A 12,403-nucleotide genomic window follows, 5' to 3' on the forward strand; every position below is an offset into this window, starting at 1 on the left:
TCCTGCCTCGCCCGTACAGCAGGCAGGGGAGGCTGGGAGGGGCGATCTTAGCGGGATGTCCGATGAATCCCTGTTCAGCCTGTCCTTGCTTCTCAACGGGGCTAAATGCCCCTTTCCAGTGCCGCGGCTTCACCCGCAAGGGCGGGAGACAGCCAGCAATGCGATCCGACGGACTGCAGCCCGTGGACGCCGAACTGTTTGCGGTACCAGCCCGCGGGACGGGCTTGGAAGCCCACATGGTCGCCCTCGAATTCGTCCTCGCGGGTGAAGGCCTCCAGAAACGCAACCCCGCCGCAAAGTTCCGCCAGCCCGGGCAGTCCGCGCTGCAGCTCGCGCGAAGGCAGGTAGTGCAACACGTCCGCGCAGATCAGCAGGTCTACCGGCGGGCAAGGACGCAACTGGGCGAAATCGCCGAAATGCGCGTAATGCAGGTTGCGGCGCGGGCCGTATTTGGAAACCGCGAATTCGCTGCTGTCGAAACCAAGATAACGCAATTTCGGCCGCAACTTCAGCAGCGGCGCGCGCCAGGCGCCTTCGCCGCAACCGATGTCCAGCACGGTGCGGACGGGGCGTTCCAGGTAGTACTCGGCGCAAGCCACCGCCAGCGCGACTTTGCGCGCCAGGCGTTGCGGGCCGCCGATGTCGCTGCGGCGGTACCAATGCTGGAAGTAGGCCTGGTCGTATTGTTTGGTCATTGGAAAAGAATCCGCTTTGAAGTTCAGGAAGCCAGGAAAATGGATGACGACCTGGAGAGCGATGCGCTGGAGGTGAGGCAAGGGATGTCAGAGTATCCTGTTCGCCCATCCAATCAATCGAGTTCGCCAGCGTGGACAAAGCCAGCCTCTACTTCTGGGTCAAGACCGCACATCTGGTCTTCGTGATCGCCTGGATGGCGACCGTGTTCTATCTGCCGCGGATCCTGGTCAATCTGACCGAAACCGCCGGCCAGCCCGAGGTGCAGACGCGCTTGTTGCTGATGGGCAAGAAGCTGTACCGCTTCGGTCACAACATGTTCGGATTGGCGCTGATTCTGGGCTTGGCGTTGTGGCTCTACTTCCATATCAGCGGTGGCTGGCTGCACGCCAAGCTCGCCCTGGTGGCGCTGATGCTGGCGCATTTCATCGTTGCGGGCCGCTGGTTGAAAGGCGTCGAGAAAGGCCGCGCATTGCCTTCTTCCAAAGCGCTGCGGTGGTTCAACGAATTGCCGTTGCTGTTGCTGATAGCGGTGGTTTATCTGGTGCTGGCCAAGCCGTTCTGAAGTCATAGGTGCCGTAGGAGCGACGTGAGTCGCGACTGAAAAACGCGACCCATCGTGGTGCAGCTCATTCCAGCACGTTGGATCTCGCGGCGAGGCCCTTCGCGACTCACGTCGCTCCTACGGCACACCGAGCGGCGTTATTTCTTCTCGAAGTCGCTGGGCTTCGGCAATTCCACCGGTACGCTGTTGGCATCGCAGGTCTTCGCCGCGCACAGGCGCTCGCGCAATTTCGGCGTGGCCTGCACGATGAAATGGTAGATCGTGTTCTGCTCCACCGTGCCGCGCACCGCATCGCTGCCAGGGCCGCGTGCCCAGATGCCGACATCTTCGCCGCCATGGGTTTCTGCTTTCAGGGGGGTCGTCGCTTCCTGCAGGTAGTCCGGGTCCTCTGTGTTCACCCTGGTCAGGTCGGGACGGCCATCGGAGGCCTCGTAGCTGCTGGGTTCGTGCAGGAACTTCTTCGGACCGGCTTCCTGCGCATTGCTGGCGCCGACATAACCCGGGCCGTTGGCGTAGTTGAGCGTGGTGTACGGCAGGCCGTTTAGGTCGCGCGCATAATCGTCGCGGTTGCCGTCTTCTCCGCCCACTCCGCGGACCTTGCCCAGCATGGGATTGCCGCGGACCGGGTAGCCCACGAAGTTGAGCGTATGCGAATGGTCCGCGGTCACCAGGATCAAGGTGTCCTCCGGCGAAGTGGCTTCGGCCGCGGCCCTCACCGCATCGGAAAGCGCGATGGTTTCGTCCAGCGCACGGAACGCATTCCCGTAATGGTTGGCGTGGTCTATGCGCCCGCCTTCCACCATCAGTACATAACCGTCCGGATTGCGCGACAGCGTGCGTATCGCCGCGCTGGTCATTTCCGCCAGCGAGGGTTCGCCGTCGGGACCCTTGTTGCGGTCGTGGTCGAACTGCATGTGGTCGGGTTCGAACAGCCCAAGCAGCGCCGGCGCGTCGCCGGCCGCTTCGAGTTCGCGCTTGTTCCAGACATAGGCGCCCTGCGGATGGGCATGGCGCCATTCTCCGACCAGATCGCGTCCGTCCAGGCGCTGGCCGACCTTGTCGTCGTATTCGGGGTCGCGTTGTTCGACCGTGGTGTATTCGCCGCGGCCTCCGCCCAGCGCCACCGTGGGACCCTTTCCGAAGTGCGGACTCACAAGCTGCTGCGCTATGTCCCTGCAACCCTTCGCTTTGGCCTCGGCCGGCACGTCGGCGTCGTTTTCCCAGTTGCGTTCCGGGACATGGGCATAGGTTGCGGCAGGCGTGGCATGGGTGAGACGGGTAGTGGTGACGATGCCGGTGGCCATGCCGGCGCTGTCGGCGAGTTCAAGCCAGGTGAGCGCGGCTTTACGCAGGCTGTCGGCGCAGTCGTCGCGCCTGCCGGCGGTGACGCCGATAGCGCCCATGTGCGTCTTCACGCCGGTGGTGATGGCGGTCATGGTGCCGGCCGAGTCCGGCGTCTGCGAATCGGTATTGTAGGTTTTGCTCAGCGCGGTGTTGGGGAAGGTTTCCCACGACAGCTGGTTCTCTTCGCCCGGGCCGCCTTTGCGCTGGCCTTCCAGGATGCGGGCGGCGGCCACGGTGGTCAGGCTCATGCCGTCGCCCAGGAACAGGATCACGTTCTTCGCGCGTCCTTTCATCGCGCCGTTGCCCGCCGCGCGCGCAGCGCCGTTGCGGTACCACCAGGCGGGAGTTTCTCCGGCAGGGTGCGCGATGGCGGGAACTTCGATGACGGTGGATGCGGCTGGCTGGCTGCGGTTGGAGGTTGTCGTTGCGCAGGCGGTAAGCAGGGTCAGGGAAAGGCAGGTCAGAGCGGGGGCCAATCGACGCATCATGGGGTCCATGCAAGGCAATGCGCGATTATGCCTGCGGGACAGTGTCCTGCCGATGACATTGCGCAATTCCAATGCTGCCGTCGCGCCGCAGGACCGGCTGGGCTATCGTTCGCGCAGGTTTATTGCAGGTCGATGAAATGAAGCTAGTGGCTGCCTGGTTCAGGATCCCGTTCTGGCAACGCGTGGTCGCCGGTTTCGTGCTGGGCGCGCTGGCGGGTTGGGCGTTCGGGCCTTCGGCGGAAACCTGGTTCGGTCCGTTGGGCGATCTGTACGTCACCCTGATCAAGATGATCGCGATACCGCTGGTGTTCTTCGCGGTGATCAATGCGGTGTCCAGCCTGCACGGCCAGAAATCGGTCGCCGCGCTGGGCGGACGCACCTTCCTGTGGTTCGTGATCACCGCCGTGCTGGCGGTGGGCGTGGGCCTTGCGGTGGGCATCGTGGTGCAGCCGGGCGTGGGCGTGGGTACGCTGCAAGTCGATCCCGACTACGTGCCCAAGGACATTCCCAGCCCGGTCCAGGTGCTGCTGAACGTGGTGCCTTCCAATCCGTTCCAGGCGCTGACCGGCATCGGCACGGTGAAGAACGCAGCGGGCGAAACCGTGCTGGCCGCCGGCAAGGGCTCGATCCTGCCGGTGATCTTCTTCGCCATGCTGCTGGGCTTCGCCCTGGTGAAGCTGGGCGACCGCGTGGCCGGCGCGCGCAAGCTGGCCGGCGAAGCGAGCGAGGTGATGATCCAGGTCACCCGCTTCGTGCTCGAGGTCACCCCCATCGGTACCTTCGGCCTGATTGCGGCGCTGGTGGGCGCCTATGGTTTCGAAAAGCTGCTGCCGCTACTGAGCTTCGTCGGCGCGCTGTACCTCGCCTGCGCCCTGCATATCGTCTTCGTCTACAGCGGCTTGCTGCTGGCCCATGGGCTGAACCCGCTCAAGTTCTTCCGCGGCGCGACGGCCGGCATGCAGGTCGCGTTCGTCAGCTCATCGAGTTTCGCGGCGATGCCGGCCTCCATCCGCAGCGTCACCCACAACCTGGGTGTCGACAAGGACTACGCCTCTTTCGCGGTGCCGTTGGGCGCCAGCATCAAGATGGACGGTTGCGGTGCGATCTATCCGGCTTTGTGCGCGGTGTTCATTTCCCAATACACCGGACATCCGTTGAGCGCGGACCAGTACTTCATCGTGATGATCGCCTCGGTGCTGGGCAGCTTCGGTACCGCCGGCGTGCCCGGCACGGCGGTGGTGATGGCCACGGTGGTGCTGAGCGCCGCAGGCCTGCCGCTGGAGACCATCGGTTATCTGTACGCGATCGACCGGGTGCTGGACATGATGCGCACCATGACCAACGTCACCGGACAGATGCTGGTGCCGGTGCTGGTGGCGAAGGAGACCGGGGTGCTGGACCGCAAGATCTACGATGCGGCGCCTACCAACATCGGCCTCGAAGACGGGGATCTGAAGGCGCCGGAGAAACTACGTGAGCGAGCTTGAAGAGATCGTCCTGGTGGAACGTTTCCCTGGCGTGGACGACTACCGTCGCCTGCGCAGCGTGTCCGGGTTGTCGCCGAAATCGGCGGAAGCGGCCGCACTGGGATTGGCGAACACGCTGTATGGGGTCAGCCTGAAGCGGGGCGACGACACCATCGGCATGGGCCGGATCATCGGCGATGGCGGCTGCTTCTTCGTCGTGGTCGACATAGCGGTGCAACCCGAATACCAGCGGCGCGGGCTCGGCAAACGCATCATGGGCGCGCTCGATGCCTGGCTGCGCGCGCATGCGCCCGATTCGTCCAATGTCTCTTTGTTCGCCGATGGCGACGCGCGGCATCTGTATGCCCAATACGGATTCGTCGAGGCCGGTCCGGTTTCGGTGGGGATGGACTACATCGTCAGAAGATGACTTTCAGATTTCGTTGCGCGGCATCGCCATCAGCGCGGCCAGGACCGCGAACGGAATCGGCAGCAGCACGCCGACCACCGTCATCCATTCGGCGTTGGGAATGAGCGTGGCGTAGACGATCACCGTGGCCGTCAGCAAACCCCCGATCACCAGCGCCGCGCCGCCGCGATGCGCGCGCGCGATCCTTGCCGCAGTCCAGCCACCCAGCAGTCCCGCCAGCGCCCAGGCACCCAGGATGCAGGCCAGCGCGGAGGAGGGAGTCGCCGCGGCGTAAGCCGATAACGATTCGGTGGTGGCGAAATCGGCGTGTGTCGGCAGCGGGTAGATCTGCGCGATGCCGTACCAGCAGCCGATCAGCGCCAGGCTGGCGACCAGCGCGCCGGAAAAAGTCCCCAAAACTGTGCGTACCATCGCATTGTTCTCCTATGTTCGAACTACAAGCATGGCGCGACTAAAACGAAGTCGCAACCCGCACCTCCAGACGGGCCCTCAAGCCGGTTCCCGCACTTGCCGATTGAGCGCGAAAGCGAACACCGCCGCGGTCGCGAACATCAACAGGCTGTAGACGGCGGCCGGTACCGAGATTCTGGCGTTGCCCAGTACGTTGAGCGCTATGAAGATGGCCAGGGTGCCGTTGTGGATCCCGATTTCCATGGCGATGGCGATGGCCTGACGGCGCGGCAACTTCAGCGCGATGGGCGCGGCGTAGCCCACGCCCATGCTGATCAGGTTGAAGGACAAACAGGCCAGCCCCACCACTGCGAAGAAACCGACCAGGGTGTCGCGTTCCTGCGCTATTGCGGCCGTCACCAGCAAAACCAGCACCAGCACCGACAGCAGCCGCAGGGGTTTTTCCACGCGCGCGGCGAATCGCGGCGCGTACGCGCGCACCACCATGCCGATGACGACCGGCAGCACGATGATCACCGCCACCTCGATCACCTTGCGTACCGGCGGCGGCACGTACTGGCCGGCGCCCAGGAAATATTCCAGCGAAAGATTGAGGATCAGCGGCAGGGTCAGCAGGCAGAGCAGGCTGTTGATCGCGGTCAGAGTGATGTTGAGCGCCACATCGCCGCGCGCCAGGTGGCTGTAGATGTTCGCGGTGGCGCCGCCAGGCGATGCCGCCAGCAGCATCAGTCCCACCGCCAGTTCCGGCGGCAGGCCGAAAGCCAGCGCCAGTGCGAACGCCACGGCCGGCAGTATCAGCACCTGCAGGATCAGGCCCGTCAGCACCGCCCGCGGATAGCGCGCGACGCGGCGGAAATCGTCCAGCGTCAGCCCCATGCCCAGGCCCAGCATGATCACGCCCAGGGCCAGCGGCAACAGCAGGTTGGTCAGCAAGGAAGCCTGCACCGTCTATCTCCTTGGCGCAATGGAAGCTTTCACCGCCGGCATCGCGGACGCATGCTCAAGTCGCCGTTGGTGGGTGCGTGTCGCGCGGCTTCGCCAGGCGCGCGGCGATAAGCGCGGCCGGTATCGGCAGCAGAATGCCCAGGACACTCATCCAGCGCGGATGGTTGGGCATCATCGCAATCATTCCCGCCACGCCTGCCATGACGCCCAGCGCGACCAGGACCGCGGCAACCCGCCGATGCTTCGCTATACGCGCGGCGACCCAGCCGCCGGCGAAAGCGCCCAAGACCCAGGCCGCCACCACCATGGCCAACGCGGCCAAGGGCGAGGCGGCCAGTATTTTCTCCAGGTCGGCCGTTCGCATGGGGTCCAACCCGGGCGGGGGCGGGTAGATCGCGTGGCTGGCGAACTCGATGCCCGCCACCACCAGCCACATCGCCAGTACGCCGACAACGACGCCAAGCAAGGTACGCCACATAGGTCGATCCCCATCCGAACCCCGTGCCGCGCAGGATGACGCCAAGCCTTGCGGCCTGCAACCGGATAAGCTGCGGGCTGGCACCAAGATTGAAAGGAGATCGACGCATGAGCGGCGAACAACGCGAGCTGACTTTCCGTTTCCTGGCCGAGCCCACGGACGTGAACTACGGCGGCAAGGTGCACGGCGGCGTGGTGATGAAGTGGATCGACCAGGCGGGCTATGCGGCGGCGGTGGGCTGGAGCGGCCACTACAGCGTGACCGTGGCCGTAGGCGGCATCCGTTTCGTGGCGCCCATCCGCATCAGCGACCTGGTCACCGTCACCGCCACGCTGGTCTACACCGGTACCAGCAGCATGCATTTCGCTATCGACGTGCGCGCACGCGATCCGGGGCTGGACGCCAGCCAGGCGGAAAACCGTTTGTGCACCCACTGCATCATCGTGTTCGTGGCGCTGGATGGCGTGGAAGGCAAGCCCATGCCGGTGCCTTCCTGGAAGCCCGAAACCGACGACGACCGCCGCATGTCCGAGTACGCGATCAAGGTGATGGAACTGAGCAAGGGCATCGAGCAGACCATCGCCCACTACCAGCAGCCCTCAACGTAGAAGGCCGCGGATTAGGCGGCCTTCGGATCGTGTTGAAGCTGGATATACGCGTTACATCGCAACGCGTCGCGCCTGCATGAACTTGGCGCTCCAGTAGCCGGTGAGCAGGCTGTCCACGCGCACGTCCTTGCCGGTGCTGGGCGAGTGCAGGAAGCGGCCTTCGCCGACGTAGATGCCCACATGGTTGACCCGGCCCCTGCGGCCGAAGAACACCAGGTCGCCCTGCTTCAGTTCGTCGCGGTTCTTGATCAGTTCGGCGTCGGTCTTGCTGGCCATGTCGCGCGATACGCGCGGCAGATCGATGCCCAGCGCGGTGCGGAAGACGTAGCCGACCAGACCACTGCAGTCGAAACCGCTGTCGGGCGAAGTGCCGCCCCAGCGGTACGGCGTGCCCAGCAGGGTCAGCGCGCGCTTGAGTACCGTCTGCACCTTGCCGCCGTCGTCCTGCGGCGCCAGTACGCCGGTCCGGCTCAGGTCGTAGTTGGCCAGCAGGCGGCTCAGGTCGCTGGCGAACATCGCCGAACGGTCCAGCATCGGCATGGTGTCGCTGGCGGCCAACCGCGGCAGCAGGGCGGTCAGGGTGGCGGTGGCGGCTTGCGTGGCCTTGTCGCGGACGACGCTGGAGGCGGTCTTTTCGGCAACGGCCGGCAACGTCTTGGCCGGGGCGTCGGCCACAACGGCATCGGCACTGGGTGCGACCAGGGCGTTGGCGGGGGCATTTTCCAGCGGGGCGGCCGCAGGCGCGGTCTGGGCCTGGGCCGAAAAAGCCGCCATGCAAAGAGCGGCAGAACAAAGAGCGGCAGAACAGAAGAGGGTAAAGGTCACGCCCCGGAGGGGACGGCGGGCGGCGGGCAGGCCTTTTGGCAGGTCGTCGGTCGTCACGCGGAATTCTGTGTAGCGAATTAGGCAACGATCATGCCGTCATCAGTCCTTCACGTGGTTCAAATTTCGTTATAAAACCGTGAATGTAACGCGACTTATGTCACATTTTCAGTTCAGTACGCGTTTGGCGCCGGAATAATGATCGCGCCAGTAAGGGCCGTCCAACCGGTCCAGCCGCACTGTCCCGCCGGTGCTGGGGGCATGCACGAAGCGCCCTTCGCCGACGTAAATGCCCACATGGCTCACGTTGCCTTTGCTGCCGAAGAACACCAGATCGGCGGCGGCCAGCTTTTCCGGGGCGATCCGCGGCCCCTGAATGCCGGCAAGCTCGCGCGAGGTACGCGGCAGGCGCAGGTCCAGCATGTCGCGATAGACGTAGGCGACCAGGCCGCTGCAATCGAAACCCGATTCGGGGGTATTGCCCCCATAGGTATAAGGCGTGCCCACCAGGCCGATGGCCCGCATCAATACCGCATTGGCGGCCTCGGGATCGGTGGGCCTGACCTGCGGCCAGTGCCGCTGGCTTGCGCCGGTGGGCGCGGTGGGGCGCACCTGCTCCTTGCCGCACGCGGCCAGCAGCAGGGCAAGCACAAGCAAGGCCGCACCACGGAAAGCGACGCCGCGACCTGCCGCGCTACGGGCGGCAACTGGCGTGGGACCCGGCAAGCCGGGATAATGCGCGGCCTTCATTGCGGGCAATATTGACCGCAATCCCCTGCGGCCCACAAGCCGCCCCCGTCTGCGATCGCCCAGCCAAGCGCGGTGCAGCCCAGCCAGAGTCGAACATGAAAATCGCAAAAGACAGCGTGGTCCGTTTCCACTACACCGTGTCCGAGGTGGGCCAGGAATCGCTGGAAAGTTCCAAAGACCGCGAACCGCTGGCCATCCTGTACGGCCACGGCAACATCATCCCGGGCCTGGAAACGGCCATGCTGGACCGCGAAGCCGGCGCCAGCTTCGGCGTCGACGTGGCCGCGGCCGATGCCTACGGCGAAAAGCGCGACGGCCTGAGCCAGCGCGTGCCCAAGAAGCATTTCGGCGCGCAGAAGCTCGAGCCCGGCATGCAGGTAGTGCTGCAGACCAACTTCGGCCCGCGCGCGGTGACCATCCAAAAGGTCGGCATGAGCGTGGTCGACGTCGACTTGAACCACCCGATGGCCGGCAAGGATCTGCATTTCGACGTGGAAATCGTGGAAGTGCGCGAAGCCACCGCAGAAGAACTGGAACACGGCCACGTGCACGGCGACGGCGGCCACCATCACTGATCCCGGCTGCTGATCCCGGCCACGGATCGGTACGGACGGCTCGCCCAGGCGGGCCGTCTTCGTATCCGGCATTCGGCGGCAAGACTTCCGCTCCCGACGTTCTGTCCAGCATGAGGCGCGCTGCGCATCCAGATCCGTTGCTGCCATAGACTAGGGCGATGAATGCACAACAAGATGACGTACTGATCATCGGCGGCGGCGTGATCGGCCTGGCCACGGCGCTGGCGTTGATCGAAGCCGGCCGGGGCGTGCGCGTGCTCGAAGCGGCCGCTGCCGGCAGCGGCGCCTCGCACGGCAACTGCGGCACCATCACGCCGAGCCATGCGCCACCGCTGGCCGCTCCCGGCATGGTCGCGCAGGGGCTGCGCTGGATGTCGACCCCCGATGCGCCGCTTTATCTGAAACCGCGGCTCGATCCGGCCCTGTGGCGCTGGCTCGCGCATTTCGCCGCCCGCTGCAACCCCAGGGACTGGCGGCAGAGCACCAAATCGCGCTCGGCGATCCTCAACGACTCGCGCACCCGTTTGAGCGAGTGGGTCGCACGTTACGGGCTGCAGTGCGAATTCGCGGAGGAGGGACTCGATTACGTGTTCCGGGAACGCGCCCGGTTCGACCACTACGCGGAAGAATGCGAAGCGCTGCGCGAGTTCGGAATCGTCAGCGAGATATTCGACGGTGCCGACTATCTGCGCCAGGAACCCGCGTTGAAACCCGGCGTGGCCGGCGCGGTGCGGTTCCCCGACGACGCGCGCCTGCGCCCGGACCGCTACGTGGCCGAGCTGGCGAGGGCGGTGCGGGAACGCGGCGGCGTAATCGAGGAAAACTGCCGGGTCCAATCGCTGCAGGATTCGGCCAATGGCGTAACCGTGGAAACGAGCCTGGGCACGCGCAGCGGCGGCGAGGCGGTCATCGCGCTCGGCGCCTGGTCGCCGGCGTTGGCGCGCACATTGGGAATCAAACTGCCGATCCAGCCCGGCAAGGGCTATTCGATCACCTATTCGCGTCCCTCCCTGGTACCCCGGCGCGCCATGGTGCTGAAGGACCGCCAGGTATGCGTGACGGTATGGGACAGCGGTTTCCGCCTGGGCAGCACCATGGAGTTTTCCGGTTACGACGAGAGTTTGAACGCCACCCGCTTGAATGCACTGGAACGCGGCGCCGCCGAATATCTGCACGAACCCGTAGGCGCCACCGTGCAGGAGCGCTGGTACGGCTGGCGGCCGATGACCTGGGACGATCTGCCGATACTCGGGCGGGCGCCGCGCCATCGCCACCTGTGGCTGGCCGCCGGGCACGGCATGCTCGGCGTCAGCATGAGCGCCGCCAGCGGACAATTGATGGCCGACCTGATCGCCGGACGCAGCACTGCGATCGATCCGGCGCCTTATCGCCTGGAGCGTTTCCTGTGAGCGCCGACAAAGCGGCTTACGACTACGACCTGGTGGTGATCGGCGGCGGCTCCGGCGGCCTGGCCGGCGCCTTCCGCGCGGCGTCGCATGGTGCGCGCGTGGCGCTGCTGGAACCTGGCGAGTTCGGCGGAACCTGCGTCAATGTGGGGTGCGTACCGAAGAAGGCGATGTGGCTGGCGGCCGAACTGGCGCAGCGCATCGATATGGCTTCGCGGCTGGGTTTCGGCCTGCCGCCGCCCAAGCTGGACTGGCGCGAATTCATCGTCCATCGCCAGCGTTACATCGCCGGCATCCACGACAGCTACCGCAAGCGATTGGACGCCGCGGGCATCGTGCATCTGCCGTGCTACGGACATTTCATCGACGCTCACACGGTGGAAACCCACCAGGGATTGCGCATCACCGCCGCGCATGCGCTGATCGCCACCGGCGGCAAACCGCAGCGACCGGATATGCCTGGCGCGGAACTGGGCCTGGTCTCCGACGACTTCTTCAATCTTTGCGAGGCGCCCGCGCGCGTAGCGATAGTGGGCGGCGGTTATATCGCGGTCGAACTGGGCGGTGTGCTGCAGGCGTTGGGCAGCAAGGTGGAATTGTTCGTGCGCGGGCCGCGCCTGCTCGATTCCTTCGACCACGAGCTGACCGACGAACTGGCGGAGAACCTCAGGCAACACGGCGTCCATTGCCATTTCGCGCATCCATTGGCCTCGTTGCAACAGATGGGCGAACAGCGGGTGCTGCATGCCCGCAACGGACAGGCAAGCGAGCCTTTCGACAGCGTGATCTTCGCCACCGGCCGTACGCCCAACAGCCGGCAGCTCCGGTTGGAGAATATCGGCGTGACCGTCGATGGCGAAGGTTTCGTAGTGGTCGACGAATTCCAGGACACCAGCGTCGCCAATGTGCATGCGGTAGGCGATGTTTCCAGCCGGCTCGCGCTTACGCCGGTCGCCATCGCCGCAGCTCGCCGTCTGATGGACCGTCTGTTCGGAGGCAAACCCGAAGCGAGGCTGGATTACGACGACATCGCCACCGTGGTCTTCGCGCATCCTCCGCTGGGCATGGTCGGCCTGACCGAAGCCGAAGCGCGCGAACGCCACGGCGATGCGAGGGTGAAGACCTACAGCGCCCGCTTCCGCCCGATGCTGCATGCGCTGGCCGATTCGCCGCAGCGCAGCCTGTTCAAGCTGGTATGCGTGGGCGAAGAGGAACGGGTGATCGGCATTCACCTGTTGGGCGAAGGCGCGGACGAGATGCTGCAGGGGTTCGCGGTGGCCTTGAAGAAAGGCATCGTCAAGCGCGATCTGGACGACACCATGGCGATCCATCCGACTTCGGCTGAGGAAGTGGTGTTGATGCGGTGAGACGGCCTGATTGTGGCGTCATCGCAACTTGACTGTCATTCGAATTCGACTGTCA

Annotated in this window: 14 protein-coding genes; 7 read left to right on the top strand and 7 right to left on the bottom strand. The window is 65.1% G+C overall.

The window, feature by feature from the left end:
- Positions 1-101 precede the first annotated feature (101 nt).
- Positions 102-695: a class I SAM-dependent DNA methyltransferase gene (locus CSC73_RS15975; RefSeq protein ID WP_163842299.1), complete on the bottom strand. Its 594-nt coding sequence runs from the start codon at positions 693-695 to the stop codon at positions 102-104.
- A 131-nt stretch (positions 696-826) separates the two neighbouring features.
- On the opposite strand from CSC73_RS15975, the gene CSC73_RS15980 reads away from it, so the two are divergent.
- On the top strand, positions 827-1,258 hold the full coding sequence (locus CSC73_RS15980) for a CopD family protein (protein WP_163842301.1): 432 nt from the start codon (positions 827-829) through the stop codon (positions 1,256-1,258).
- 137 nt (positions 1,259-1,395) lie between these two features.
- On the opposite strand, the gene CSC73_RS15985 is transcribed toward CSC73_RS15980, so the two are convergent.
- Positions 1,396-3,087 (bottom strand): alkaline phosphatase family protein, encoded by a 1,692-nt coding sequence (locus tag CSC73_RS15985; protein ID WP_163842454.1) that lies wholly within the window; start codon positions 3,085-3,087, stop codon positions 1,396-1,398.
- A gap of 140 nt (positions 3,088-3,227) precedes the next feature.
- On the opposite strand from CSC73_RS15985, the gene CSC73_RS15990 reads away from it, so the two are divergent.
- Both CSC73_RS15990 and CSC73_RS15995 read left to right on the top strand, forming a co-directional pair.
- On the top strand, positions 3,228-4,577 hold the full coding sequence (locus tag CSC73_RS15990) for a dicarboxylate/amino acid:cation symporter (RefSeq protein WP_163842304.1): 1,350 nt from the start codon (positions 3,228-3,230) through the stop codon (positions 4,575-4,577).
- A complete protein-coding gene (locus tag CSC73_RS15995; protein WP_163842305.1) occupies positions 4,564-4,986 on the top strand; it encodes a GNAT family N-acetyltransferase in 423 nt (140 codons plus the stop codon). Before CSC73_RS15990 ends, CSC73_RS15995 begins: the two co-directional genes overlap by 14 nt.
- Positions 4,987-4,989: 3 nt before the next feature.
- Here CSC73_RS15995 and CSC73_RS16000 read toward each other — a convergent pair whose 3' ends face one another.
- The 3 genes from CSC73_RS16000 to CSC73_RS16010 all read right to left on the bottom strand — a co-directional run bounded on the left by CSC73_RS16000 (position 4,990) and on the right by CSC73_RS16010 (position 6,820).
- Positions 4,990-5,397, bottom strand: a complete 408-nt coding sequence (locus CSC73_RS16000; RefSeq protein ID WP_163842309.1) for a hypothetical protein — start codon at positions 5,395-5,397, stop codon at positions 4,990-4,992.
- A gap of 78 nt (positions 5,398-5,475) precedes the next feature.
- The gene (locus tag CSC73_RS16005) at positions 5,476-6,342 is read right to left on the bottom strand and encodes a bile acid:sodium symporter family protein (protein WP_163842312.1); all 867 of its coding nucleotides are present in this window, start codon (positions 6,340-6,342) and stop codon (positions 5,476-5,478) included.
- A gap of 55 nt (positions 6,343-6,397) precedes the next feature.
- Complete coding sequence (locus CSC73_RS16010; RefSeq protein ID WP_163842315.1) at positions 6,398-6,820, bottom strand: hypothetical protein; 423 nt, start codon at positions 6,818-6,820, stop codon at positions 6,398-6,400.
- 107 nt (positions 6,821-6,927) lie between these two features.
- On the opposite strand from CSC73_RS16010, the gene CSC73_RS16015 reads away from it, so the two are divergent.
- Positions 6,928-7,428 carry an acyl-CoA thioesterase gene (locus tag CSC73_RS16015; protein ID WP_163842319.1) on the top strand — a complete coding sequence of 167 codons (501 nt, stop codon included), beginning with the start codon at positions 6,928-6,930 and terminating at the stop codon, positions 7,426-7,428.
- Positions 7,429-7,479: 51 nt separating this feature from the next.
- Here CSC73_RS16015 and CSC73_RS16020 read toward each other — a convergent pair whose 3' ends face one another.
- Together CSC73_RS16020 and CSC73_RS16025 are read right to left on the bottom strand one after the other, a co-directional pair.
- Positions 7,480-8,202 carry a C40 family peptidase gene (locus CSC73_RS16020; protein WP_163842322.1) on the bottom strand — a complete coding sequence of 241 codons (723 nt, stop codon included), beginning with the start codon at positions 8,200-8,202 and terminating at the stop codon, positions 7,480-7,482.
- 216 nt (positions 8,203-8,418) lie between these two features.
- A complete protein-coding gene (locus CSC73_RS16025; RefSeq protein WP_163842325.1) occupies positions 8,419-9,000 on the bottom strand; it encodes a C40 family peptidase in 582 nt (193 codons plus the stop codon).
- On the opposite strand from CSC73_RS16025, the gene CSC73_RS16030 reads away from it, so the two are divergent.
- The 3 genes from CSC73_RS16030 (at position 9,000) to gorA (ending at position 12,348) form a co-directional block, all read left to right on the top strand.
- Complete coding sequence (locus CSC73_RS16030; RefSeq protein ID WP_425502337.1) at positions 9,000-9,575, top strand: FKBP-type peptidyl-prolyl cis-trans isomerase; 576 nt, start codon at positions 9,000-9,002, stop codon at positions 9,573-9,575. The two genes, CSC73_RS16025 and CSC73_RS16030, sit on opposite strands and share 1 nt — an antisense overlap.
- A gap of 158 nt (positions 9,576-9,733) precedes the next feature.
- On the top strand, positions 9,734-10,984 hold the full coding sequence (locus CSC73_RS18525) for an NAD(P)/FAD-dependent oxidoreductase (protein WP_246197546.1): 1,251 nt from the start codon (positions 9,734-9,736) through the stop codon (positions 10,982-10,984).
- On the top strand, positions 10,981-12,348 hold the full coding sequence (gene gorA / locus CSC73_RS16035; protein ID WP_246197547.1) for a glutathione-disulfide reductase: 1,368 nt from the start codon (positions 10,981-10,983) through the stop codon (positions 12,346-12,348). The genes CSC73_RS18525 and gorA overlap by 4 nt, the downstream gene beginning before the upstream one ends.
- Positions 12,349-12,403 lie beyond the last annotated feature (55 nt).

Source organism: Pseudoxanthomonas sacheonensis (assembly GCF_010093305.1).
Taxonomy (GTDB): Bacteria; Pseudomonadota; Gammaproteobacteria; order Xanthomonadales; family Xanthomonadaceae; genus Pseudoxanthomonas_A; species Pseudoxanthomonas_A sacheonensis.

Bases quoted from the DNA above. Each gene is read 5' to 3' on its own strand.
- CSC73_RS15975 (WP_163842299.1), bottom strand. From the start codon at position 695: ATGACCAAACAATACGACCAGGCCTACTTCCAGCATTGGTACCGCCGC.
- CSC73_RS16010 (WP_163842315.1), bottom strand. From the start codon at position 6,820: ATGTGGCGTACCTTGCTTGGCGTCGTTGTCGGCGTACTGGCGATGTGG.
- CSC73_RS15985 (WP_163842454.1), bottom strand. From the start codon at position 3,087: ATGCGTCGATTGGCCCCCGCTCTGACCTGCCTTTCCCTGACCCTGCTT.
- CSC73_RS15990 (WP_163842304.1), top strand. From the start codon at position 3,228: ATGAAGCTAGTGGCTGCCTGGTTCAGGATCCCGTTCTGGCAACGCGTG.
- CSC73_RS18525 (WP_246197546.1), top strand. From the start codon at position 9,734: ATGAATGCACAACAAGATGACGTACTGATCATCGGCGGCGGCGTGATC.
- CSC73_RS16025 (WP_163842325.1), bottom strand. From the start codon at position 9,000: ATGAAGGCCGCGCATTATCCCGGCTTGCCGGGTCCCACGCCAGTTGCC.
- CSC73_RS16020 (WP_163842322.1), bottom strand. From the start codon at position 8,202: ATGGCGGCTTTTTCGGCCCAGGCCCAGACCGCGCCTGCGGCCGCCCCG.
- CSC73_RS16015 (WP_163842319.1), top strand. From the start codon at position 6,928: ATGAGCGGCGAACAACGCGAGCTGACTTTCCGTTTCCTGGCCGAGCCC.
- CSC73_RS16000 (WP_163842309.1), bottom strand. From the start codon at position 5,397: ATGGTACGCACAGTTTTGGGGACTTTTTCCGGCGCGCTGGTCGCCAGC.